Annotated in this window: 23 protein-coding genes and 2 pseudogenes; 4 read left to right on the forward strand and 21 right to left on the reverse strand. The window is 50.2% G+C overall.

The window, feature by feature from the left end; all coding sequences use genetic code 11:
• Positions 1-19: 19 nt before the first annotated feature.
• The 17 genes from E2980_RS08160 to E2980_RS08240 all read right to left on the reverse strand — a co-directional run bounded on the left by E2980_RS08160 (position 20) and on the right by E2980_RS08240 (position 17,885).
• Positions 20-1,390, reverse strand: a complete 1,371-nt coding sequence (locus E2980_RS08160) for a sugar phosphate nucleotidyltransferase (RefSeq protein ID WP_135151680.1) — start codon at positions 1,388-1,390, stop codon at positions 20-22.
• 40 nt (positions 1,391-1,430) lie between these two features.
• The gene (locus E2980_RS08165; RefSeq protein ID WP_135151681.1) at positions 1,431-2,417 is read right to left on the reverse strand and encodes a polysaccharide pyruvyl transferase family protein; all 987 of its coding nucleotides are present in this window, start codon (positions 2,415-2,417) and stop codon (positions 1,431-1,433) included.
• Positions 2,401-3,774 carry a lipopolysaccharide biosynthesis protein gene (locus E2980_RS08170; RefSeq protein ID WP_135151682.1) on the reverse strand — a complete coding sequence of 458 codons (1,374 nt, stop codon included), beginning with the start codon at positions 3,772-3,774 and terminating at the stop codon, positions 2,401-2,403. Before E2980_RS08170 ends, E2980_RS08165 begins: the two co-directional genes overlap by 17 nt.
• Positions 3,775-3,783: 9 nt before the next feature.
• The gene (locus tag E2980_RS08175) at positions 3,784-4,683 is read right to left on the reverse strand and encodes a glycosyltransferase family 2 protein (RefSeq protein ID WP_135151683.1); all 900 of its coding nucleotides are present in this window, start codon (positions 4,681-4,683) and stop codon (positions 3,784-3,786) included.
• Positions 4,684-4,686: 3 nt separating this feature from the next.
• Positions 4,687-5,718 (reverse strand): glycosyltransferase family 4 protein, encoded by a 1,032-nt coding sequence (locus E2980_RS08180; protein WP_135151684.1) that lies wholly within the window; start codon positions 5,716-5,718, stop codon positions 4,687-4,689.
• Positions 5,719-5,751: 33 nt separating this feature from the next.
• Entirely contained in the window at positions 5,752-6,324 is a 573-nt protein-coding gene (locus E2980_RS08185) for a DapH/DapD/GlmU-related protein (protein ID WP_135151685.1), read from the reverse strand.
• Complete coding sequence (locus tag E2980_RS08190) at positions 6,324-7,442, reverse strand: glycosyltransferase (protein ID WP_135151686.1); 1,119 nt, start codon at positions 7,440-7,442, stop codon at positions 6,324-6,326. Before E2980_RS08190 ends, E2980_RS08185 begins: the two co-directional genes overlap by 1 nt.
• Positions 7,443-8,612: a glycosyltransferase family 4 protein gene (locus E2980_RS08195; RefSeq protein WP_135151687.1), complete on the reverse strand. Its 1,170-nt coding sequence runs from the start codon at positions 8,610-8,612 to the stop codon at positions 7,443-7,445.
• Positions 8,609-9,931: a hypothetical protein gene (locus E2980_RS08200; RefSeq protein WP_135151688.1), complete on the reverse strand. Its 1,323-nt coding sequence runs from the start codon at positions 9,929-9,931 to the stop codon at positions 8,609-8,611. The genes E2980_RS08195 and E2980_RS08200 overlap by 4 nt, the downstream gene beginning before the upstream one ends.
• Positions 9,924-11,039 (reverse strand): glycosyltransferase family 4 protein, encoded by a 1,116-nt coding sequence (locus tag E2980_RS08205; protein ID WP_135151689.1) that lies wholly within the window; start codon positions 11,037-11,039, stop codon positions 9,924-9,926. The genes E2980_RS08200 and E2980_RS08205 overlap by 8 nt, the downstream gene beginning before the upstream one ends.
• A gap of 23 nt (positions 11,040-11,062) precedes the next feature.
• Entirely contained in the window at positions 11,063-11,758 is a 696-nt protein-coding gene (locus E2980_RS08210; protein ID WP_135151690.1) for a sugar transferase, read from the reverse strand.
• Positions 11,758-12,663, reverse strand: coding sequence for a UTP--glucose-1-phosphate uridylyltransferase GalU (galU, locus tag E2980_RS08215; RefSeq protein ID WP_135151691.1), 906 nt, complete (start codon positions 12,661-12,663; stop codon positions 11,758-11,760). The genes E2980_RS08210 and galU overlap by 1 nt, the downstream gene beginning before the upstream one ends.
• A gap of 199 nt (positions 12,664-12,862) precedes the next feature.
• Positions 12,863-13,555, reverse strand: coding sequence for a CpsD/CapB family tyrosine-protein kinase (locus E2980_RS08220; RefSeq protein ID WP_135151692.1), 693 nt, complete (start codon positions 13,553-13,555; stop codon positions 12,863-12,865).
• The gene (locus E2980_RS08225) at positions 13,536-14,294 is read right to left on the reverse strand and encodes a YveK family protein (RefSeq protein ID WP_135151693.1); all 759 of its coding nucleotides are present in this window, start codon (positions 14,292-14,294) and stop codon (positions 13,536-13,538) included. Before E2980_RS08225 ends, E2980_RS08220 begins: the two co-directional genes overlap by 20 nt.
• Positions 14,295-14,544: 250 nt before the next feature.
• The gene (locus E2980_RS08230; protein ID WP_135151694.1) at positions 14,545-14,841 is read right to left on the reverse strand and encodes a hypothetical protein; all 297 of its coding nucleotides are present in this window, start codon (positions 14,839-14,841) and stop codon (positions 14,545-14,547) included.
• Positions 14,842-15,661: 820 nt separating this feature from the next.
• The gene (locus E2980_RS08235) at positions 15,662-16,447 is read right to left on the reverse strand and encodes a tyrosine-protein phosphatase (RefSeq protein ID WP_135151695.1); all 786 of its coding nucleotides are present in this window, start codon (positions 16,445-16,447) and stop codon (positions 15,662-15,664) included.
• Between the two features lie 88 nt (positions 16,448-16,535).
• Entirely contained in the window at positions 16,536-17,885 is a 1,350-nt protein-coding gene (locus tag E2980_RS08240; protein WP_135151696.1) for a glucose-6-phosphate isomerase, read from the reverse strand.
• Between the two features lie 396 nt (positions 17,886-18,281).
• Between E2980_RS08240 and E2980_RS08245 the strand changes: the two are divergent.
• Both E2980_RS08245 and E2980_RS24615 read left to right on the forward strand, forming a co-directional pair.
• A pseudogene (locus tag E2980_RS08245) lies at positions 18,282-19,163 on the forward strand (NAD(P)-dependent oxidoreductase); the annotation flags it as partial.
• Positions 19,164-19,214: 51 nt separating this feature from the next.
• Positions 19,215-19,538, forward strand: a pseudogene (locus tag E2980_RS24615) (PilZ domain-containing protein); the annotation flags it as partial.
• A 73-nt stretch (positions 19,539-19,611) separates the two neighbouring features.
• Here the strand turns inward: E2980_RS24615 and ppnP are convergent.
• The 4 genes from ppnP to E2980_RS08265 all read right to left on the reverse strand — a co-directional run bounded on the left by ppnP (position 19,612) and on the right by E2980_RS08265 (position 24,282).
• Positions 19,612-19,926, reverse strand: coding sequence for a pyrimidine/purine nucleoside phosphorylase (ppnP, locus tag E2980_RS08250; RefSeq protein ID WP_135151698.1), 315 nt, complete (start codon positions 19,924-19,926; stop codon positions 19,612-19,614).
• Between the two features lie 27 nt (positions 19,927-19,953).
• Positions 19,954-21,966, reverse strand: coding sequence for a transketolase (gene tkt, locus E2980_RS08255; protein WP_135151699.1), 2,013 nt, complete (start codon positions 21,964-21,966; stop codon positions 19,954-19,956).
• 240 nt (positions 21,967-22,206) lie between these two features.
• Positions 22,207-23,106, reverse strand: coding sequence for a formyltetrahydrofolate deformylase (gene purU, locus E2980_RS08260; RefSeq protein WP_135151700.1), 900 nt, complete (start codon positions 23,104-23,106; stop codon positions 22,207-22,209).
• Positions 23,107-23,151: 45 nt separating this feature from the next.
• The gene (locus E2980_RS08265) at positions 23,152-24,282 is read right to left on the reverse strand and encodes a deoxyribonuclease IV (RefSeq protein ID WP_135151701.1); all 1,131 of its coding nucleotides are present in this window, start codon (positions 24,280-24,282) and stop codon (positions 23,152-23,154) included.
• Between the two features lie 137 nt (positions 24,283-24,419).
• Between E2980_RS08265 and E2980_RS08270 the strand changes: the two genes are divergently transcribed.
• Together E2980_RS08270 and E2980_RS08275 are read left to right on the forward strand one after the other, a co-directional pair.
• Positions 24,420-24,854, forward strand: a complete 435-nt coding sequence (locus tag E2980_RS08270) for a DUF2621 family protein (RefSeq protein ID WP_135151702.1) — start codon at positions 24,420-24,422, stop codon at positions 24,852-24,854.
• A gap of 81 nt (positions 24,855-24,935) precedes the next feature.
• The gene (locus tag E2980_RS08275; protein ID WP_135151703.1) at positions 24,936-25,358 is read left to right on the forward strand and encodes a hypothetical protein; all 423 of its coding nucleotides are present in this window, start codon (positions 24,936-24,938) and stop codon (positions 25,356-25,358) included.
• Positions 25,359-25,370: the final 12 nt, after the last annotated feature.

Raw genomic sequence — 25,370 nt, forward strand, 5'->3', positions numbered from 1 at the left:
CCTCCTCTATCCATTTCGTTTATACGGCGCAGATTTCCATAATCTCGTTCCAATCGAAAGCGAGACGGACGATATCCTCTTCAATCAGCTCCGTACCTGTCTGCACCTCGATAATGTCCATTTCCGTCTCCGCCCGCAGGCTGTGCCTGCTTTCTTTGGAAATCACCCATACATCGCCGGACCTTACGGAGAAGCTTCTGCCGTTCAGGACCATTACCCCGTGACCGGAAACGATCGTCCATACTTCGTCCCTAAGCTGATGGTACTGGTAGCTTAAATTATGGCCAGGCGCGACGCAGATTCTTTTCGTCAGTACTTCCTTTCCATCCGGATACTTCAAATAATCGAGCACCCGGTAACGTCCCCAGCGCCGTTCCTCGTACATCGGACGCTGGTCCGAATGCTTCATGACCTCTTTGATCATCGGGCTTGACGATTTATCAGACACCAGGATGCCGTCCGGGCTTGCCGCTACGATAACGTTAGGCAGATTCAGCAGCGTGATCGGAATATCAAGCTCGTTGATCACGTGCGTATTGCTCGAGTCGCCGGCAATGATTCCATTGCCGATCACCGCGGTTTCGATTTCCTCGGTAAGCGTATTCCACGTTCCGAGGTCCTTCCAATCTCCCTCGTAGGGCAAAGCAACGATATGATTCGATCTTTCCACGATTTCGTAGTCGAAGCTTATCTTGGGAAGCCTGCCGTATTGCTTTGACATCTCGTCATATTGAATCGGAAAATCGTGAGCGATCAGGATATTGATCAGAAAATCGAGCTTAAACGCAAAAACCCCGCAGTTCCAAAGCGCAGCCTGTTCGATCATGGCAGCCGCTTCTTCTTCGCGGGGTTTTTCTTTGAAGCTATGTACCTTTACGAATGGCTTATCCGCCTGGGTAGCGCCATCCGGTACGATATATCCGTATTTCTCCGAGGGAAACGTCGGTTTTACGCCCATGAGCGCCAAGTCGGCGCCGGATTCGTTTAGAACTTGCTCAAGCTCTTTCGTTTTGCGGAAGAACGATTCGTCAACGAAAGGATCGACCGGCATCACGACGACAGTCTCATTCAGGCTGACGCCTTGCACCGAATATAAATAGGTTGCCGCCAGCGCGATAGCGGGAAAGGTATCTCTTCTTTCCGGTTCGACGATGACTTCGATTTCGCTTCCAAGCTGGCTATGAATCATTTCAACCTGCGGCTTGCTGGTCGCGATATAGGCATGCCGCCGTAATCCGGCATTGGTAATTTGCCTCCATACCCGCTGCACCATCGACTCCCGCTCACCCTCGGCATTCTTTAGCACCTTCAGAAATTGCTTGGATCGCGACTCGTTCGACAAGGGCCATAAGCGCTTGCCCGAGCCTCCCGAAAGCAGAACGATTTTCATGGCGTTTCCCTCCGTTTCTTTATCCGGCGAATACCGGCAATCAACTGATTTGCGAGGCATTCGAATCGACTTGCTGTTCCTCGTTATTTGCGGCTAATTGGGCGGTTTGGATGCCGCTGGTCCAAGTATGATAGTAGTTGGAATTTTTACCGTACGAGTTATCGAGCAGCGTGTTAGGCTTGTCCATCAAGCAGGACAGGATATGGCCATGCAGCCTTGAGGTCTGCACATGCCGGTAACCGCTGAACCGTTTGATCGCTTTGTCCACCAGATAATCGGTATACTTGCCCCAGATCGCCTGCATGGGCAGCGGACCGTTGCCTTTTTTCATCATTCTGACGATCGCGTTGATCGACTTCTTCTCTAACCGGTTATACAGGGAGGTCCAATCTAAATAATCGCCTCGTCCGTATCTTTCAAGCTGTTCCTGCTCGCCGGTTTTCTCGATGTCCGTACGGAAGAAGCAGAGAAGATCTTTGCCCGGGGCGCTTTTGGACTGGATCGGCCACAGCTGGTGAGCCATATCGGGCATGAGATAGACGCCGCATTTATTAAATTTTTCGGTTGCCATCTTCAAAGACAAGGTGTCTCGAACATAGAGATGGACATCGCGGTGACCGTTGAAAATTTGCGCCGTCCGATCGAATTCCGACTCGCTTTTGTAAAAAATGGTTTGCGGAAGCATCACGATCCGATGGTGCGGGTATCGGGTGATGACTTTCTCGCGCAGCTTCTGATGAGCCGGATAAAGGTCGCCGAAGTTTCCTCCGCCGTGCAGCACGATAATGTGGTCTTTAGGAATGATCAGCGTTTCGGGAAAATCAAGGACGCTGTAACGGGCACGGACGCGAATATCATAGTCCTTGAAGAACGCCTCGGTACCTTTCATTATCAGCAAGTCCCCGCCATTGCTATGAACGGGATAATCAAGGTAGTAGATGTTTGAACCCCGTGGAATGACATTTAGAATTTGCCGAAGCTTGCTTTTTAGGCCGTCCATCGGGTGAACGTTACGAATGATCTGCATGTTCACGAGCTCCCTTACGTTGTTTTTTCTCCCTTATGCGCTCTATCAGGAAACGAAAATCGTTCTTATCGTACAGCATTCCGAATAGCCGCACATGAAAGACGATTCGCATCGATGCGAGGGTCACGATTAATCGAATGACCGCGCCGATCAGTAAAGCAAGGGCGATTCCGTTCAACCCGTATATCGGGGTAAAGACGAATAACAAACCGATCGTGATCGCGAGCGCGATCACCTGCCGGATCAACACAAGTCCGGGCCGCCCCATCGCGTTAAACGAAGAGGCCAGAATCCATGCGCCCCCTCCGAGAATGCATTCGAAGGAAAGGAGATAGAACGCTTGGCTTGCCGCCAGAAACGGCGCGCCGAACAGAATTCCCATCAGGAATTTGCCGATGAACATGCTCGGGATGACGACGATCGTCATGACGATCATCGATAATCGGAATGCACGGCCTACCGTGGCGATGATTGTGTCCTTATCCATCCCGGTTACCTTCGGAAAAATAACGTTCGTAATCGCCATTTGAACGACGTTGAACATGCGGGACAGCGCAAAGACGACGGTGTAAAGGCCAAGTTCCTTCGCGGACAACATCGATAGAATGATGATTTTGTCGAACTGGGAAGACAGCGTGCCGAGCAATTCAACCCCGAACACCCTGCCGCCGTAACCGAGCAATAACTTAGCCGCTGCGAGATTCCCTATGCGTTTAAGCTTATTCATTCGATTGACGTCCCATAGACTGCGCGCAGACCAGGTCACGACAAGCACGCTGGTCACCAGAACGACGAGCACCGCGTAATGCAGGCTTAAATTGCCTGCCGCCCAAAGTCCGAGCAATCCGGCCAGATTGCACAGAGGAACATACAGCCGCACGCCGTTGTAAATCCTGAAGTGTTCCGTACTCTGCGCCAGCGCCGAGATGAAATTGATGGCGAGCAATATCGGAATCATCAGTACCGTATACCAACGTGCGATTTGAATGACGTCCGAGGGGTAATTCCCAAGCCAGACCGGAAGCCATATCCAAGCTATGGTACCGGATACGATGCTGACCGATATTTGAAAAAGGAAACCCGCTCTTACGAATTCCCCTCCTCCGCCTTTGTTTTGCTTCATGTTGTAAATAAGCGAGGTCGGCAGTCCGAAACCGACAACCCCGGCGAGGAGCGTCGGCCAGAAAAGGATGGCCGAGAACTCCCCTTTGCCGACGACTCCGAACATGCGCGCCGTCACGATAGAGGTCAGAGTGCTGAGCACCATGACCAGAAAGTTAGTCGCGCTCGTTCGAAGTATCGTTTGAAGGAGGCCGTTTCCTTTCCACGCTCGATGTATCGCTGCCAGCTGTGCCATCGCTTACTTTCAACTCCTACTGTTGTAACGCAAGATTCCGACGAGAGATCCGTTGCGGTAATAGATTTTGACGATCTGCCGGATAAATTTATTGAAATGAAAAATCGAGAGCAGCGACGTTCCGACCGCCTGCAGCATTCGGATCATATGTTTCGCTATGGACACGGCGCCTTTATCCTGCATTCTTACCGCGTCGCTTACCCCCTGCCAGAAAATCCGTTTCAAGAACCACTTCTTCGTCGTCCGCTCTTTCCCGATTTTGTGCTTGACGAGGGCGTAAGAGGAATAGTACACCTTATACTTTTGGCGAAGTCTCGCAATCAATTCGCTTTCTTCGCTCGACAGCAGATTGCTGCCCACCCTCCCCAAATCCTCGCGAAACGGCTCGAAATGATCGAATACGCTCCTCCGGAAAGCAACGTTCGCGCCGTAGGGAATCGCGGGAGAAGGCATTTCCTTCACCCCGCTCGTATAATCTAGAATGGTGAATACCGCGCGATATTCCGCCGGAATCCAATCCGGTTCCCCGGCTTCCCAGATGGGATCGATTTTGCCGCCTACGCAGCCGATCGCCTTGTCTCTCTCGAATACGTCCACGATATGCTGCACCCAATGGCTTGAAGCTAGGGCATCGTCGTCCAGGAAAAGGATATATTCCCCGTTCGCCTCCCTAATCGCCCTATTGCGCGCTACCGACAATCCGAGCTTGCTCTCGAGAATATAGCGAACTCTTGGGCCATGCCGTTCCCGCAAGCCGTTTACTATCTCCTGCGTGTTGTCCGTGGACCGGTTGTCGACGACGACGATCTCGATTTCCCTCTTGTCGAAGCTTTGGGTCAAGACGCTCTCGATCGCCTCGCCCGTATCCTTGGCCCGGTTATGGGTACAGATAGCAACCGTTACCTTCATCGTTCATCCGCCTCCTTGATAGACGCTCTTGATCCGCCGGGCGATCGCGCTCCATTCCAATTCCTTAAGCACCTCTTCGTATTTCGGGGCTCTTCCTTCTTTTTTCACGTTCAAGGCCGTTTTCATCGCGTTCGTAAGCCCGTTGGCTTCGGTCGGATCGTAGCGGACAACCATGTCTTCCTTGAAATATTCATCGATGAAGTCATTGTCCGGCATTACGATCAGCTTCTTGAACGACAAGCCGAGTATCGCGGAGCCCGAGGTCGTGATCTCCTTATAAGGCATGACCATGACGTCTACCGAGCTGATCAGATCGGCTATCTCGTCGTTGGGAACGAAGCGTACATCCAAGATGATATTCTCGGTATCCTTCGCTTCCCGCAGGTAAGCCTCCATCTCATGGTCCGCTTTGCCGGCTATGATCAGGTAGGATTGTTTCGTCTTGATTTCGTTAAAGGATCGGATTAAATCCTCGACGCCTTTGTAGGCTTTGATCGCGCCCATGAACAAATAGACGTCCGCTTCCTCGCCGATGCCGTATCGTCGCCTGAATTCGATTCCTTTCGGCTTGTACACGCCCAAATAATGACCGTGCTTCACGACGAACAGCTTGCCAGCCGGAACGCCGAATTCCGACATGACCTTCCGCTTGATGGATTCGGACGCTACGATCAGCTTGCTGCAAAATCGGCAAATCAGCGTTCGCATGAACCGTTCAAGCTTCCGATGCTTAGCTTGATGCGGGTACAGATTATGAATCGTCCATACTAGCTGCACGTTTCTCAGCTTTAAATAAAGCATCGTCAGTACGAAAATAAAGGATTTCGCGACGAACAGCAGCGGGTTCCGATTCTGGTAAGCGTGATGCATCCAGTGAATGTGGACGATATCCCCCGATCTGGCTTGACCGACCCGCAGCATCAGCTTGCCATGTTTCAAATCAACGATGTCCAGCCCCTCGCCGCATAGCGAATCCGACAATAAATCATTGTAGAAATTCAGCTCGCTCGATTTCGGCCACATCCATACTTTCATCGCATTTCACTCCCCGTTCCTCGCTGCGTTTCTTCAATGGATTCTGCGAATCCAATCCTCCGGTACATGGATCTCGCGGATGACTCTCGCCGGCGTGCCGCCCGCCAGCACGTTGTCCGGAATATCCCTCGTTACGATGCTCCCGGCCGCAATAACGGAGTTTTCCCCGATCCTGACGCCGGGCAAGATCACCGCTCCCCTGCCGATCCAGACATTGGCGGAGATGTCGATCTCCTTGTTAACGGAACGGTCCTCAGCATCTACCGGGTGAAAGTTCGTATCGATAATGTTGACCATGGGCCCGATGATGGTATTGCTTCCGATCCGAATCGATTTCGTGCAGCCGATATCGAGGCCATAGTTGAAAAACACGTTGTCTCCGACCCACAGCTTGGCGTTCTTGGCGACCGAAATGCAGGAGGGGAACTGCTTGGCATAGAAGCTGACGTTTCGCCCGACGATAAACTCTCCTTTGTTCTTGACCGTCAATTTGCCCGAAATCCGGCCAAGCCTGCCGACGGAATCGGCCTTCAAAGGCAGAATGGCCGCTCCCTTCAGAACGGCAATCAGCTTGCCGAGGCTGATTTGGTTGAGCTGGATACTCATTATCCCGCCTCCGACTTCAAGTTCCGCGTCAATAACGAATGGTAGGTTTGTTCCACCTTCGCGGCGATCGTCCTCATGTTAAAGTCCCTCATGACGCTGGCGTAGCCTTGGTTCGACAACTCCTGATGGTTGACCGCTTTATCGTAGACGCTTCTGATCGTCCGGTATAACTCGTCGACGTCCCCGTCTTTGACGATAAAACCTCCGTTCGTTTCGCGGATGATTTCCGGCGCGCCTCCCGAGTCCGATACGATAACGGGCGTCCGCATAAGCATCGATTCGATAATGACTCTGCCGAACGGCTCGTTCAACGAGAAATTAATCGTGAGATCGCACTCTTTCATGACTTCGAGCGGTTTGGCGCTATAGCCGTAGAAGATGACGTTCTCTTCTAATCCGTAAGCCTTCACTTTTCCGATCAAGTCGTTGTAGTACCCGTCCGACCCGTCGACGGAGGCATCGCCAACGATAAGCAGCTTCCAGTTATACCTCTTGTGATCCGCCAGCTTCTTGACGGCTTCGATAACAAGATCGTATCTTTTCCATTCCACTATTCGCCCGAACGTCCCGATTACGAGCGTATCGTCGTCCATCAAGGTTCGGCTCTTCGCCGCTAAACCCAGTTCCGGATCGACGCCGTTATAGATGATCGTTTTGTTGTCGCCTCGAATGGAATTCGCGACGAAGTTCGAGATACAGATGACTTGGTCGAAAAACCTTGGCAGCACATGGTTGAACATCCGCAAGTGCGTATGGTCCCTGTGATGCCAGATCAGCTTGCTCTTCACCATGTACCGGAGAGGAGCCGTATACCATGGCGCCCGCCATCCGTTGGCATGAATGATCTCGATCCGGTTTTTCTTCACGAATGACCGGATGCGCATCAAGGTCTCCAGATAGCCAAGGCCGAGTCTTTGCTTGATGCTGTTCAGGCGGAGCGGAAAGTGCTCGTACTCCGTCTTGATTTCGTTCAAATAAGCGGCGTCGCCCGGGCTTAACAAATAAATCCGGTATTTCGACGTATCCAAGTAGTTGATCAGATGGATCAGGCTTTGCTCGGCGCCGCCTTTCTTATCCGCGTGGGTGACAAACAATACGTTCGTTTTTCCATTAACCATTTACTGCACCTGCTTTATCGGGTAGATGGGAGTCAACGAACGGATGAAACCGTTCAGCACCTCTTTATGGTTATAATGCTTGCGCAAGAAATTCTGCGAAGAATCCACCAGCGCTTTGGCTGAATGAGGATTGTCGAACAGGTGCTTGATTTTCCGATAAAATACCTCCGGATCGTCGGCGATCAGGATGTGCTCGTTGTCCACGAGCCCCGTTCCTTCGTAACCGATCGAGGTGGAGATGACCGGCAAGCCGTTCTGGATCGCCTCGATCGTCTTCAGCTTTACGCCGGCGCCGTTACGCATCGGGTTGACGAACAGATAACCGCTCTTATAAATATCGTCCAGGCTCTTCGGCGTATCGTGAACGATCACGTTAGTCAGATCGTACTGCTCGAGCCAGCTTAAGCTCATCTTTCTGCTATTTCCGGCCACTATGAATTTGTAGTCGGGTTCCTTGAGCATTAAGGGATGAACGTTGGCGAGATACCACTGGATCGCTTCCCGGTTATTCGGCATGAATAACGATCCGATAAACACGACGTTCTTCCGCTGGAAAGTACCCGAACTGAAATTACCCAGCGCGACCGGGGGCGGCAAAAATAGGCTTTGCGCCGAAGGATGCCGTCTTTGGAAGGTTTCGAACTCTTTGTTCGAGATAAACAAGTATTTATCGACCTTCTCCAGCATTTTCTTCTGCAGCCGGGCGAACTTGCCGCTTTCCATGCGGTAATAGAGCTTGTGAATCACGTTATTAGTGCTTCTGGCAAGCGCTTTGAAGTAAACCGCCTCGTCATTATGAACCCGTAATATGACGCTGTCGTGCCTAATCTTCGGATTGTCCAGGATCGGATACACATAATCGCCTTCAAGCAGCACGTAATCGTAATCGCCGTCGATGTCGACATGCCTTAACTCGTCTCTCGACCGCGCCTGCATCGGAGTGGCGTGCATGAAATCCGCCAGTTTGCTTCTGCGGTCGCAAAGCTTAACTTGCTCGACGTAGGCGCTAACGGCTTCCAAATCCGCCTCGGAAGGCTTCTCTTTGCCGCACACGGCGAGGTGGATCTTCCAACCGAGCTCCGCCAAAACCTTAATCCTTCCCCATGTATCGACCCTTGCGCCATGATCGGCAGGGTAGGGGAAATCGCTGCAAACAATAAGTATTTTCATTTCGCCACCCTCGGTCTATTGGAATGATTGATTTCGTTCTGACCCAGAAAGAAGCTGATAAAGGCGAAGAGCAGCCATACCTCGTATTTGATCTCCAACGCTACGAAGAGCAGGGAAAGCAAAATAAAAACGAGCGCCAGAAACAAAATAGAGCTGGATTTCACTTTGGCAATCAGATTTCTTGCCATTAGGTAGAAGAACGCGACGGAGAAAATCCCCCCGAACATAACCCACTGGAAAAAACCCGATTTGACGCCTAAATTTTCGTCCGAATTCGAATATTGCAAGAGCTCGCCGGCATTGATCTGGCCGATGCCGAACGTACGGTAGTAAAATTGCGACATGAGGTTGATCGAGTCGTTCACGTACTTGTCGAAATACATCAAGTAGGCTCCCGTGCCAACGCCCAGCGGGTTGTGAAGGACCGTAGCCAACGAGATAATGATCGTCCCCATTCTCGTATAGGACGACGTATAGTTCTCGATATCGTTGCTGAACGAACTGACAAGCCCCGCCGAAAAATGAGCGACGAAATAATACATGGCCAAGACTACCGACAAGAGCAGAATGAAGTTTTTCTTCTTCCTGAAATCAAGGAATTTGACCATCGTGACGACGAGCGTCAGCAAGCTTACGATCAGGAATCCTTTGGATCCCGTAACCAACAAGTAAAACAGAAAGAATCCGGAAACGTACGCGATCGATAACGTCTTGGCAAAGCCGCTCAAATACCGGGTTAGATAGACCAATATCGAAGCGTACACGACGATGATGGATCCCGTCGTACTGCTTTCCGAAGTCAGCAGCCTCACCCTCCAATAAGGATGGCTGCCGGCATGAAGGGAAGCGAGCGCGTTAGGTATGCTCATGAGCTCTAGAATCATAATGATGATTAATAGCGTAACTACGACGAAGAAGCAGCCATAAAGCGTTTTGTAACTTTTTATTTTCGAGAAAACGAGCTGCATATGCCGGATGTAGAATAAGATCAATATGAAATAGATTAGCACCTTCATCGCTTTGCCTAGCAGATTTTCCGAGCCGAAGCTGTAGCTGCCCTGCATGAATTGCACGAAAACGTAAACGATGCTAACGAAACTCAAATAAAGGATGAAAGCGAACAAATACTTCTGCAGCTTCGAAGCGTGCATCACTTTCTTGTATTTGGCAAGCATCGCTGCTTCGCAAAAAATAAAGAGTGGAAACAGCACGATCATAGGCGACCTGCCTATTTCGCCGATCGTGTTCACCAGCGGAAAATCTTGATAGACGGTAAGCACCAGCAAGAGAACCAGATATAGAGGCAAAAACCTAGACATATCTTTTCACGGAGACGGAGTACCGGTCCGTTGGTTTGCTCGCGGCGGCTTCGTACAGTCTTTCGATTTGACGGTTCATCTTATCCGAATGGAATTTCTCGTTAAAAATCTTCTCGCCTGCCAGTCCCATCTCTTCCAGCTTGCTTTTGTCCAACCCTCTCATGATGCTAACCAACTCTTCCTTGTCGTCGAAATCGAAAATATAACCGTTGACTCCGTGCTGGATGATTTCCGGCAGCGCGCCCCTGTTGCTTGCGATAACGGGTTTCTTATTCCGAAGCGCTTCGATCGCAACAAGGCCGAAACCTTCCCAGCGAGAAGGCACGACGATGGCATCGCAGGCTTTCATGTACCGGTCGATCTCCGAATTGTCCACCCAACCGACCTTGACCGCGTTATCCGGAAATTGATATTCTTTTCGGCTTAATACGGAATCGCCGACCAGGTAAAGATTGATCTCCGCGAACTTATTCTCGTTGAATACCTCGAGCAGGAGATCGAAGCCTTTCTGCCGGTCGAAGCGGCCAACGTAAAGCAAGTTGATTTTCTCCTTCTTGACCGCGAACGGCGCGAGCTCCGAAGGGGCGGAATCCGATACCCCGTTATACACGACGACCGATTTCTTGGGCGACATGCCGTAATCCATTGCCATGTTATATTCATGGTTCGAGATATTGATAATGTAATCGGTTCGGAGGGACAGCACCTTCTCCACATTGGCGTACAGCTTTCTTTTCCAAATCTGAGTGTCCATTAGAAAAGCCCATCCGTGCGAGCAATAAATGACAACGGGGCGCTGTTTCTTAAAAAAAAGCAACGTTCGCAGGAAGAAACCCGCGAACGTTCCATGTACGTGAATGATATCCGGATTGATTTCCTTTATTTTCTTATTGATCGATTTCATCGTTTTGAGAATGTAGGAAGGTTTCCTCTTGTAAGGGTACATGAACAACCTGTCGGGGCTGATCTGCAATGAATCCCGGTTGGAGTTCAGCTCGGATACCATCAGATAGATGTCATGGTTATCCGATTGGTACTTCAACACTTCATTTAGATGGGTTTCCACCCCGCCCTTAGTAAACTCCGATAGATGAAGAACCTTTGACATGATCTCGCCTCCGTTCGCTTAATTTAGGATGCGCCCCTGGAGCTTATAACGGTTACCACCGTTTTCAACATGATTTTAATGTCGAACCAAATCGACTTTTTCTCGATATAAGCAATGTCCAGTTCGACCATTTCCTTAAAGCCGATATTATTTCTTCCGCTGACCTGCCACAGCCCCGTGCAGCCAGGCGTTACGGACAAGCGCTTCTTGTCGTAATTCGTATATCCGTCCACTTCCATCCGAGATGATGGTCTAGGACCGACGAGCGACATATCTCCCTTAAGAACGTTGAAAAATTGCGGCAGCTCGTCGATGCTCGTCTTCCGAATGAATTTTCCCACCTTCGTAATACGCGGGTCGTCCTTGATTTTGAACATCGCGCCGCTAACGAAATTCTTGTGCAGCACGTCCTTCAGCTTGTCCTCCGCGTCGGTGCACATCGAACGGAACTTGTATATCCGGAAAGGCTTCTCGTTCTTGCCGACCCTCGTTTGGGAGAAGAAGACGGGCCCCTTGGGGTCCTCCCATTTAATGATGATCGCGACGATGACGAAAAGAGGACTAAGCACGATTAAACCGAATAGCGACCCGAAAATGTCGATCGTCCGTTTGAGCAGCGAATGCAACGAAAAGACGCGAGGTTTATCTTGCTCTATCGTTACGTTCGAATAATATTCAGAAACGCCCACCACCGCTTCATCTCGATATTGTGGAGTCATTATCTCTCACTCCTTCCTGCAATTAATTGTTTGCCGAGCTCGCGATCCATGATTTCCCCCAATTCCGCCATTAACTGATGTTTTAGATCGTTGTTTCGAAGCGCAAAATCGATCGTGGTCATAATAAAACCAAGCTGCTCGCCAACGTCGTAGCGAATTCCTTGAAAGTCGAATGCGTAAACGCCTTTATCCTCGTTCAGCTTTTGTATCGCGTCGGTGAGTTGAATCTCTCCGCCCGCTCCGCGCTCGTGCCGTCCTAGATATTCGAAAATATCGGGAGTCAGAACATATCGGCCCATGATCGCCAGATTGGAAGGCGCCTGCCCTTTCGGCGGCTTCTCCACGAAACGATTGACTTGGTACAGGTTGTCGATTCTTTCGCCCGGATCCACGATACCGTACCGGTGCGTCTGGTCCACGCCAACCGTCTGAACGCCGATAACCGAACGGCCCGTACGTTCGTACTGTTCGATTAGCTGCCTCGTGCACGGAACGTCCGCTTCGACGATATCGTCTCCGAGCAGAACGGCGAACGGCTCGTCGCCAATGAAATTGCGGGCGCACCATACGGCGTGTCCCAGCCCTTTCGCCTCTTTTTGCCTAATATAATGAAGATTGACGTTTGACGATTTTCTGACTTTTTCCAGTATGTCGAGTTTCCCTTTTTCCTCTAAAATGTGTTCGAGCTCGAATGCGATATCAAAGTGGTCTTCGATCGCCCGTTTGCCTTTACCGGTCACGACGATGATGTCTTCAACCCCGGATTCGATCGCTTCTTCCACGATGTACTGAATGGTAGGCTTATCAAGAATGGGAAGCATCTCTTTCGGCATCGCTTTTGTTGCCGGTAAAAAACGGGTACCAAGACCTGCTGCAGGGATAATCGCTTTTCTCACTTTTACCATTTTGATTTCACCCTATCCTATTTTTTTTATATATAGATCAAGTTCAAAAAGTTGGGCATTGAACCCTTCCTCACGTCACACCCTTGACGATGAACGTCTAAGGTCGGCTGACCCACAGCATGACCGAGTGCCTCCGGTGATAGAGGTGCAGGAGACATTACCTAACGTTTCGACTCTTATCGCGTTCGGAGGACCGATGCTAACCTTCGTTCTTCTCTCCGTAATAGTAGTAATAGGAGTCGGCGTGTTTACGGTTGATATTATTGAGAACGACGCCGAGCAGTTTGGCCTTCACATGATCGAGAGATGCCTTCGCTTTGAGCGCGACGTCTTTCTTCACTTTTCCGGAGTCGACGACGAGAACGACGCCATCGCTCTGCGCCGCTACGATTTGAGCGTCCGTTACGAATAAAATGGGCGGAGTGTCGATGATGATCATGTCGTACATCCCCTTCGTCGCTTCCAGCATCGCCGTCATTCTCTTAGAGGAAAGCAGCTCCGAAGGATTCGGCGGAGTAGGACCGGCGGGAATGATCGATAGGTTCTCCGTGTTGGTGTGCTGGATCACGTCCTGCAATTCTTTTTGATTAAATAGAGCCGTCGTCATACCAAAACGGTTGGACTTGCCGAAGATATGATGCTGCGTCGGTTTCCTCAGATCGGCATCGATTAACAACACCCGTTTGTTGGTTTGGGCGAAGGCGACCGCCATATTGGCGCATGTGGTACTCTTTCCTTCGCTCGGTTTGGAAGAGGTAACCATGATGACTTGCAACGATTGATCGATGGACGAGTACTCGATATTCGTCCTCAGTATCCGGTACCCTTCGGAAATCGGCGATTTCGGATTCGTTTCCGTAATCAGGTTCCATTTAGGCATCAAGCGTGACATGGCTTTCCCTCCCGGCCGTTTTCTTTAAAGGGGCTCTGCTGCCGCCTCGTTCAATGGAATCACTTTCCTTAAACCTTGGAATAGAGGTTAATACCGGAACGCCAAGCAGCGTATGGATATCCTCCTCGGACTTGATCGTGTCATCCAAGTAATCCAATAGAAACGCAAACCCCACTCCAAACATAAGGGCTAGCATGAATGCGACGGCGATATTCAATTTCGGATTCGGAGCCACCGGTCCGCGAAGCTCTTTCGGATCGGAAAAGTCCAGAACGGACACATTGTCTACCTTCATCAACCCGGGAACCGTTTTTTGAAAAACGACGGCAACGGCGTTCGCGGCCTTGGCCGCCTTCTCATAAGAATCATCCTTAACGGATACGGACATGACCTGGGTTTCATTCACAGAGCTTACGCTTACCTTGCCGATGAGCTCTCCGTACGACATGTTCAACTCCGGGTACTCTTCGACGACTTTTTTCATGATTCGGGGGGTTTTGATGATTTCTTTGTAGGTTTTGATGAGCCCGATCGTGGAGTTGATGGAGCCAACGTCTATACTCGGAAGAAGCGAACTGCTGCCCTTGTAATCGTTGACGATTAGCTTGGCGGAAGCCGAATATTGCGGTTGGATGAAATAGTAGGAATAGATGCCGACGGCCAGACAGCTAACGGTAATGATCAAAGCTATCAATGCCAGCCTTCTTTTTATGATGTTCCAATATTGTTTGAGTTCCAAATCTTCTCCTCCGTTACTTGTAAAGTCATCTCTTCTGCGATGTTTCTGGATTTATTATTCAACTTGAATATATGAGTATAATATAATATTCATTTCGCGACCTTAAGGCAATGGTTTTACATTAGAAGCATCAAACCACAAGGCCAGAATTCTCCTTGTGAATATAACGATCATTTAGTTATTCATTTCGCGACCATATGGGTAGTGGTTTACCATACGAATATCCACTCGATGATGTCCTATGCGCAGTTTATGTAGCTTCTTGTCTCCCAGTGTTCATAAAATCATCGACCGTTCCGCCATTCATGACGTAATTCATCATGTCATCCGAACAAGCGTCAAGTCCCATCTTCTTTAACAGCATCGATACCAGCTCGGACATGTCAACGGGTTCGTTCTTTGGCAGATAGCCGGTGTACATGAGAAGCTCGGATAGCGACCACGATTCCTCAACTGAATCTTGATTTAATAGAGAAGGATCTTCGGAAAGCATTCTAAGAAATTGCTTCAGCCTTTCTTGCTTCTGCTTCTGACTCGAAATGTTCATCTGTAATCTCCTCCAATCATCAAGTCATCCCATCGATTGCATGGCTTTATGGGACTTAAGATATCTTCTTTGACAAGTCTAGCTTGCTACAACTCGACATAGAATTCAACTATATTAGGAGGTTTTAATCATAGTTATAATTAACAATTTAGAATTTTCTAATTTTTCTTCTTACAAGTATTAGGCGACTCATCAGCCATTGCATCCTCTTGCAAATAAGTATGACATAGATAACGGAAATTCATGAGGGAATAAAGACATGGTCTCGATTAGACATTCCTACTCATTTTCATAATGGTTTTCAATCGGAAATTCACTCCATTTTATTGCCGAGATGATTGCCATGTCAGATGGAAGCGCTTAATTCAATTGTATCATTATTCAGACTTTAGACCCGATTATGACCACGCACATCGAATGCCTTTTCCTTTGTGAACGCATAGATATCAGTATATCTTCCAGTGATACAATTTGTATATTAATAGACACGTTGCAAAATGTGTCGACAAATAGGGACTATCGGCCAGAGTCCTAGAAATGATCTTCAAAATAAATCCATTCTGAGATTATCTTAACTTTTATAGGGGAGGATTTCAGAAAATTGTAAGCGTTTCACTTCTCTTTTACGCAAAAAAACCAGGCATTCCCACGAATTGCGGGATTGCCCAGTTTCAAAAATACTGCCTTTTTAACAATCCGATAACCGTAATTCCAGTCCCTCTCCTCCTAAAATGAGCAGCTATCGGGAGTTTTTTACCAAGAGTCGGGATAAATTTACATCTCATAGGGCTTAGCTCTCACACAATCTGCCCTGTATAAGCTAATTACTGGAAAAATAGGAAAGAAAACGATGCAGAGCCCTCTTGGACGATGGTGCTTCAGAAGGTTGGCTGCCAAAAGGCTTGTCTTCTACAATACAAAACGCATTATTTAGAAAGTAGTTCTCCCAATGCTCTCCCATACGTTCACGGATAACCGCATGAGCTTCGCGCATCCGGAATCCCCTGCGGTCCGGATGATGCGCATCCGAAGAGACTATATGAATGAGACCGCTCTTGCAAAGCGACCAAGCAGTACGTTCGATTTGCCTGCCGAAGCTGCCGAGTAACGAGTGAGTCGTAACTTGAGCGAACGCACCCTCATCGACCAGTTGAGCTAATCGCTCCGGGTATTTCACTATTTCCGCGTTACGCTCAGGATGAGCGATAATAAGCTTAAGCTTCATGACATGGAATTCATGAATCAACTCATGGATTTTGCTAGGTATATGCGAGGAAGGAAGTTCTATAAGCACGTAATTGGAGCCGGCTAAAGTCAGCAACTCTTCCCTGTACCAGGCATCCAGCAAATCGTCGTGAATCCGTATCTCTTGTCCAGTCTTAATAACAACGGGCACGCCCGCCGCTTTTAACTGCTCGTTAATGCGAAGGGCGTGCTTCGCAACTTCGATTGCTCTGTTCGTATAGCGACCATTGGCATGATGAGGGGTGGCAATGATGGTTGATATCCCTTCGGTTGCGGCTGCACGGGCCAAATTCAAAGTTTCCTCCCAATTGGCGGCACCGTCATCCAGCCCGGGTAAAATATGCGTATGGATGTCAATCATGTCGATTCTCACTCCCTTGAATAGAACAATAGGGTCAAGCTGCCTCGGAGGCAACTTGACCCTATTCTATCACGAAAGCCGATCGGGATTAAAGGCGGGCTTCCAGTGCTTTCTTCTGCTCCTCGAAACCCGGTTTGCCCAGCAGCGCGAACATGTTCTTCTTGTACGCTTCCACGCCGGGTTGATCGAACGGGTTAACGCCGAGCAGATATCCGCTTACGCCGCACGCGATCTCGAAGAAGTAAACCATGTACCCGAACGTATAGGGGCTCATGTCGGGCAGGTTGACGATCAGGTTAGGCACGTTGCCGTCCGTATGCGCCAAGAGCGTACCGAGGAAAGCTTTTTTATTGACGAAATCAAGCGTTTGGCCGGCAAGGAAGTTCAGTCCGTCAAGGTCGTCTTGGCTGCTCTGAATCGTAATTTGCTCTTTGACCTCTCCGACTTGCAAAACCGTTTCGAAGATAATCCGATTGCCCTCTTGAACGAATTGTCCCATCGAATGCAAATCCGTGGAGAAGTCGACTGAGGATGGGTATATCCCTTTGTAATCCTTGCCTTCGCTCTCGCCGTACAGCTGCTTCCACCATTCCGATACGAAGTGCAAGCCAGGCTCGTAGTTCACGAGAATTTCAACGGCTTTGCCTTTGCGGTACAACGCGTTGCGGACAGCCGCGTATTGATAGGCTTGGTTCTCGCTCAGGTTCGGATTGTTGTACGTGGTCGCCGCATCCTGTGCGCCTTTCATCATCGACTCGATATCGATGCCTGCGGCTGCGATCGGAAGTAAACCTACCGCAGTCAATACGGAATAACGGCCGCCAACGTCGTCCGGAATAACGAAGGTTTCATAGCCCTCTTCCGTTGCGAGTACTTTCAAGGCTCCGCGCGCTTTATCGGTCGTGGCGTAAATGCGTTTACGGGCTTCATCCTTGCCGTACTTATTCTCGAGCGCTTCGCGAAAAATACGGAAGGCGATAGCAGGCTCTGTCGTCGTTCCCGATTTCGAGATGACGTTGATGGACCAGTTCTTGCCTTCGAGGGCTTGCAGAAGATGCGTCACGTAGGTGGAACTGATATTGTTGCCCGCGTAGAAAATTTGCGGGGTTTTGCGCTGTTCTTTCGACAGGGTGTTGTAGAAAGAATGCTGCAGCATTTCGATCGCGGCACGCGCCCCAAGATACGATCCGCCGATTCCGATAACGATAAGTGCGTCCGAATCGGATTGGATTTTAGCAGCCGATTGCTGTATACGCGCGAACTCTTGCTTGTCGTAATCGAAAGGCAGGTTGATCCAGCCCAAATAGTCGGAGCCTGCGCCAGTTCCATTATGTAATTGCTCATGCGCCAGCTTTACTGCCGGTGCCAAGTTGTCGATCTCGTGCTGTCCGACGAACTGCAGCGCTTTGGAATAATCGAATTGAATGTTTTTACTCATTTCCATCTCCCTTTCGGGACCTCAGGCGGTCCTACACATTAGCTATAGAATACTGAATAAACCTCTCCGACACAAGCAAGGCTCGATGAAGGTTTGATGAAGATTGTGCCGAACGGCTATAGGAGCCGCCGGAATAATCTCCGCTGGCTCCTGTTTATAGAAAGTATTAACCTTTAACCGCTCCGTTATGAATCCCGAGAGCGCGACGGGAATCGTCTGTACGTCGGGAGGAACGGAGTAACTTTTGTCAAATACTTAACAAATGCCCGACCAAATTATTTATGGAGCAATTCCAATGTTACCCTTCCGAAATTCGCGAAAGAAACGGATAATAGAGTGTACGGGCATGATTCGAATCAATGCGAATAATGAAACGACGTACAAGGAGACGATCAGATGAAATCGATTGGATTTATAGGTCTTGGAACGATGGGCGAGCCGATGGCCGCCAACTTGTTGCGAAAGGGATATTCCGTGTTCGTGTATAACCGTACGCCAGGCAAGGCGGACCCGCTAGTAGAACTGGGCGCGGATACGGCCGCAACTCCGCTGGAAGTTGCCAAAAGAGCGGATGTCATCATCACCATGATCAGCAACGATCAAGCGATCGAAGAGGTTTATTTCGGAGCGGAAGGCATTCTCAAGGAGTTAAAGCCCGGCACGACCATCATTGACAGCAGCACGATTTCCCCGACCTTGGCAAAGAAACTCGCCGCGGAAGTCGCGGATCGGTTCTGCGATTTCATTGATGCGCCGGTTACCGGCAGCAAACCTGCCGCTATTGACGGGACGCTTCTGTTTATGGCCGGCGGGGATAAGACGACCATCATGGAGCATCAGGATATCCTTCTGGCCATGGGCCGGGAAATTATATATATGGGCGAAAGCGGAAGCGGCGCTACCGCGAAGCTTGCTCACAATACGATCGTCGGAATCAATGCGGCCGGCTTGATTGAAGGCATGGCGATTGCTGCCAAAAGCGGAATCGACGGATCTTCCTTCTTGCGCGTCGTTCAATCCGGAGGCGCCGCAAGCAAGCAAGCGGACCTTAAAGGACAGAAGATTATCGATGGCGATTACAGCGTGCAGTTTTCCTTGGCGCTCATGTTGAAGGATCTCCGCCTCTCCTCCGTTCTCACGGATGCCCTTGGGGTATCGACTCCGATGTTGGAGGCGGCGAAGAGCTTGTTTCAGCTCGGTCAATCCGCCGGATACGGAGAGTCCGATCTTGCCGCTCTCGCCCATATCTATGAGAATTGGATCGGCAAGAAAATCGGAGAGCCTGTTGCACCGGTCGTTACGGATAAGAAAAGCGCCGAACGAAGGAAGAAAACCCGGTTGCCGCTCGATATCCCGCTTAAGATGTCCATTTACCAATGGACAGGCGGTGGAGGCTTCACCGGCCAATCCGTCAATGGTTCCCTTCGCGATCTCTCCGAGGACGGCATTCAGATCGAGTCCGATTTCCCGCTGGAGAAGGATATGTTCATCGTTATTCACTTCCTCCAGGAATCGGAGCTCCCTCCGATGACCGCGAAGATTATCCGCATTGAACGCCATAACGGCGCGTTCAAATACGGCTGCATGCTCACTGCCTTGCCTTTGTACCAGCGCCTGCAGCTTCAAGAATATATCGCGACACAGTCGGAGTAACTATAATACAAGCAAAAAAAGGCAGGAGCCGCTATTCGGCTTCCTGCCCTTTTTGTTTGTTGCGCTGTTGTCATTAATCGATATACGAGCAGATATAATCGGTAACCGTCTTAACCTTTAACTTGAAGCTGGCGTTAGCCGGTACTTCGAATTTCGCAGGCTCGTTGATTTCCAGCCATTTGTCGTTGCCCGGCAGCAGGACGGAGAGCTCTCCCGCTTGTATGTCCATGATTTCCTTCTGAGCGGTACCGAATTCGTATTCGCCCGGAAGCATGATGCCAAGAGTTACCTTGGATCCATCCTCGAACAAAACCGTGCGGCTTGTTACCTTGCCTTCAAAGTACACGTTGGCCTTCTTCACTACGGATACGTTGTTGTATTGCGACATGGTCTCTCCCCAGCTCCCCCGTTTGGTTTACACTAGCTTTTTGAATTGGGCTACGACGTTATCCACCGTAAAGCCGTATTCTTGAATAACGCGATCTCCAGGAGCTGAAGCCCCGAACGTGGAGATTCCGAGAATCGCGCCGCTATCTCCGACATAACGCTCCCAACCGAACGGATGGGCCATTTCGATAGCCAGGCGTGCTTTGATCGCTTTAGGAAGGACGCTTTCTTTGTAGCTGGCGTCTTGCTTCTCGAACAGGTCGAAGCTCGGCAAGCTAACAACTCGTACGTGAACGCCTTGCTCCGCCAATGCCTTCTGGGAAGCGACGGCAAGCTGTACCTCCGAGCCGGTTGCGATCAGGATACCTTGAGGCTGACCGTTAGCCGCTTCGGACACAACGTAACCGCCTTTGGAAATCGTTTCCCGCGCGTTAGCCGTTCCTTCGAGAATCGGCAAATTTTGGCGCGTGAGCACCAACGCTACCGGATTCCCGTTGTTTTGAAGCGCATATGCCCATGCCGCGGACGTCTCGTTGCCGTCTGCCGGACGGATAACCGTCAGGTTCGGGATAATGCGGATGGAAGCCAACTGCTCGATCGGTTCATGCGTAGGGCCATCTTCGCCGACCGCAATACTGTCATGCGTCAATACGTACACAACCGGAAGACCCATGATCGCTGCCAAACGTACGGCTGGACGCAGGTAATCGGTGAATACGAAGAACGTACCGCCATATACTTTCAGACCGCCGTGCAGCATAATTCCGTTCATAGCTGCCGCCATGCCGAACTCGCGAACGCCGAAATAAATATTACGGCCGTCGTAGCTTCCCGGCTTGAAAAGCGGAAGGCCTTTCAGGTGAGTCATCGTGGAGCTTTCCAAGTCGGCGGATCCGCCTACGAGGAAAGGAACGTTCTTCGCTAAGCCGTTCAGTGCGTTACCCGACGCCACGCGAGTAGATAGCGGCTTGTCGGAAGTTGAGTAGACCGGCAGGTCCGCATCCCAATCGCTAGGCAATTCGCGGGCGAGCGCGCCTTCGAATTGCGCGGCTAGCTCAGGATGAGCGGCTTTATACTTGGCAAACAGGGCATCCCATGCCGCGTGAGCTTGTTCGCCCGCTTTTTTCACTTTAGCGAAATGCGCGCGAACCTCCTCGGGAACATGGAATTCCTCATACGGCCATTCATAGAAGGATTTGGTCAATTTCGCTTCATCGATACCAAGCGGAGATCCATGAGGACCCGCGTGACCGCCTTTGCCGCCTTTGTTCGGAGAACCGAAGCCGATGACCGTCTTGACCTCGATCAACGTCGGTTTGCTGAGATCCGCTTGGGCTTGCTCGATTGCCTTCGCCAATGCGCCAAGATCGTTGCCGTCTTCTACGCGAAGATATTGCCAGCCGTAACCTTCGAAGCGTTTGAGGACGCTCTCTGAAAACGAAAGGCTAAGCTCGCCGTCGAGCGAAATATCGTTGGAATCATACAGTACAACGAGTTTGCCGAGTCCCATATGGCCGGCCATCGAAGCCGCTTCGTGCGAAATCCCTTCCATCAAGTCGCCGTCTCCGCAGATGGAGTAAGTAAAGTGGTTAATGATGTCGTAACCTTCGCGGTTATATGTCGAAGCCAATTGGGACTCGGCCATAGCCATTCCCACCGCCATTGCGATTCCTTGTCCAAGCGGTCCCGTCGTGGCGTCAACGCCGGCCGTATGTCCGAATTCCGGGTGACCTGGCGTTAGCGAGCCCCATTGACGGAAGCTTTTAAGCTCTTCGAGCGGAAGATTGTAACCGCTAAGATGAAGCAAAGAATACAGAAGCATGGAGCCGTGTCCCGCGGATAGAACAAAGCGGTCGCGATCGATCCACTGAGGTTGGGACGGATCATGCTTCATGGTTTTCGCGAATAGTTGGTAACCCATTGGAGCGGCGCCCATAGGCATACCTGGATGTCCGGATTTAGCCTTCTCGATGGCATCGATGGAAAGCGTGCGGATCGTCGTAATAGACAACTGGTCGATTTCTTTGGTACTGACTGTCATTAACAAATACCCTCCTTAATTCTATTCACGTACGTTCCGAATGCTTTCGCTAAGAATCGTACAGTTCCAACCCGTTTTCACAAATCTTGTTCATTGTATCATGGTCTTTTTGCGATTTCCATTACACATGTCCGTACAAGTGCATATTTATTCATGTTTAGCAGCCTGCCCTAAGCAACCCTTCCCGCATTAACCGTCGTCGCCGCTTCTTAGTTCATTCTTCCGTCCATGTAGCCCAAGTTATACAAACGCCACGGTTTTATTTTGATAGACGAGCAGCCGGTCTTCCACGTGCCACTTGACCGCGCGGGCAAGAACGATTCTCTCGATATGACGTCCCATGCGCTTAAGCTCCGTTACGTTATCCCGATGGCTCACGCGCTGCACGTCCTGCTCGATAATCGGTCCGCCGTCCAGCTCTTCCGTCACGTAGTGCGCGGTCGCCCCTATGAGCTTGACTCCGCGATTGTATGCTTGCTGGTAAGGTTTTCCTCCCACGAAAGCCGGAAGGAACGAGTGATGAATATTAATGATGCGATTATGGTACTGTTCGATGAATTTCGGGGAAATAATCTGCATGTATCTAGCCAGTACGATAAGATCGACTTTACCGGCCGTGAGCTCCCGTTGTTTTTGCTCTGCTTCCGCTTTCGTGTCCGCGGTAACCGGGACATGGTGATACGGGATGCCGAAGGACTCGACAAGACCTCTCATATCCTCGTGGTTGCTAATAACCATGCTGATCTCCGCATCGAGATCACCCGCTTGCCATTGCCACAGAAGCTCTACCAAGCAATGGTCTTCCTTCGATACGAAGATTGCGATTCTCTTCCGCCGAGCCGCGCGGAAGATGCTCCATCTCATGGAGAAGCGATCCGACACCCGAGTGAAATCCTCTTGAAGGGAAGGCAAGCGTTGCTCCAGCTCTTGCAAATCGAATTCGATCCGCATGAAGAACATGCCGCCCTCCGGATCCATCGTATATTGATCGGATTGAACGATGTTCGCTCCCTGTTCATACAAGAATTGCGATACCGCGGCCACGATTCCCGCCCGGTCAGGGCAAGATATCAGCATCCGCGCGCGAATGCTCTTATCCTCCAGCCGCTTGTTTTCCTGAGGCTGATAACTGTGACTCATTGTTGTTTATCTTCCTCTCTGCATAACGCTGCCATTCAAAAGAACTTATAAACTATCCAGCCAATCCCGGCCTGCAAGGAATCCGAGCAAGCGCTGATTCACGGCTTCTTCGCTGTAATCGCCGGATAGCACGCGTTGTTCCATCAACATATCGAATAACCGTTCCATCGGCTCCCGAGGATCCGCTTTCCTTGCTTTAGCATCGGATTTAATCAATTCCCACGTATTCAAGACATATAAACGAGGTTCGATACCTACTTTGTCGAAGAAGTAATGCAGACGTTCAACGTCTTCCAAGAACTCTCCTCCGAAACGGGCTTCCATGTCTCCACGCAGCATCGCGATTTCCGCTTCGTACATCGGTCGCTCGCTGGATTCCGTTTTGCCGATCCAAGGCGTTTCCAGAATGAAGGGCTTGCCCTTGAGAAGCTCGTGTCCGACCACTCCGGCGATTCCTTCGTAACCAATCCATCCCGAACCGATCGGAGCATGGCGGTCTTTGGCAGCCCCAACGGGATTCTTGCTGTCGTTCACGTGAACGACGGCGATCCGGTCCAAGCCGATGGTCTCGTCGAACTTGCGAAGAACGCCATCGATATCCCCTACGATGTCATAACCCGCATCGTGAATATGGCAAGTATCCATGCATACCGTCAGACGGTTGTTTAGCTGCACCTTGTCGATAATCTGAGCCAGCTCCTCGAAGCTGCGACCGATCTCCGTTCCCTTGCCCGCCATCGTCTCGAGAGCGATATTCACGTCGGTTTCTTTGGTGGCCTCGAGTACTTCGTTCAAGCCTTCGGCGATTCGGGCGATGCCGTATTCCGCATCCTTCTCCGTGTAAGCGCCGGGATGCAAAACGATATTCTTGACTCCGATCTTGTGCGTTCGGCGAATTTCCTCCTGAAGGAAATCGACGGCCAGCCGATAAGTATCTTCCTTATAAGAGCCTAAATTAACGATGTAAGGTGCGTGAACGACAATCTCTTCGATACCGTTCGCGGCCATCATTTCTTTGCCTTCCGGAATATAAAGATCCTCGACCGGTTTCCTGCGCGTATTCTGCGGTGCCCCCGTGTAAATCATGAAAGTGCTAGATCCATAGGAATTCGCCTCTTTAGTCGCCGTCAGCAAGCCCTTGTCCGAAAATGACACATGCGATCCAATCTTCAACATAATATTGCTCCTCTCGCCCTTTTATCCGTGCCCCGGAAGCCTTTCCCGCGACCTATTCTCGCAATCATTTCCTTATTGTATCGCGAACGTCGAAATAAATCTAGAAATGAGCTATAATTTCAGTTGAGGTGATAGGGATGAAAAACTCCCCCGATTGGTTTATGTATTTCATCGGGTTTTGGACCATCGTGCTGGTTTTGTTCATGAGCGTAGGCGGATTTTTCATGTTCCGCAAATTCTTGAAGGTATTGCCGCAAAAAGACGGAAAATCAAAGCTCGATTGGCAAAATTATTGGGTAGAGAAAAGCCGCGGGCTCTGGACCGAAGAATCCAAGGACATGCTCCATAAGCTCGTATCTCCCGTCCCCGGTCCTTTCCGCGACATAGCGAGCCATTCCATTGCCGCCAAGATCGGACAAATCGCGGTGGAAAGCGGCTCCTCCGAGGTTACGAAAGAGCACTGCATCGAAGGCTACATACGTGCTACTCCCCCTCGTGACCACCGCAGCCTGAAGGACTTTCTGGAGAAAAATAATATTGACTATTCCGCATATAGCCATCTCCTAAAATAAGGAACGGCGATTGGCTGCCATAAGAAAAACGAAACCTTTGTTGCATTTGTTCGTCTAACCTCTTAGGAGGTGTAAGTCATAATGAAAAAAAACAACAAAACAGCGATGGCCATGAGCGTTGCCGTACTTACTCTAGTCTTGATGGGTACAGCATGTAACAACGCCAATAATAACGCCAACTCTTCGCCATCCGCTAGTCCTTCCGTTTCAGCTAGCCCAAGTCCGAGCGCAAGCGCGCCGACCGAATCGGAGGTCGCCAGCCCGTCCGCTTCACCCGAAATCATTGATGCTACCGGCAAATACGCAGGGTTGCAGGATAACCACACAATTGAAATCACGACGGACAAAGGACCGACCGCTTTCCAGGTTAGCCCGGAAATCTCCGAGAAGGTCGGCTCATGGGAAGAGGAAACTCCCGTTAAATTTCAATATAAATCCGAAATATTAGAAGCGAACGGCGAGAAAGTCGACCAGCTTACTATCTTATCGATCGATAAGCAGTAACCCATGTGAGGA

The sequence above is a fragment of the Cohnella luojiensis genome, assembly GCF_004564235.1.
GTDB classification, from domain to species: domain Bacteria; phylum Bacillota; class Bacilli; order Paenibacillales; family Paenibacillaceae; genus Cohnella; species Cohnella luojiensis.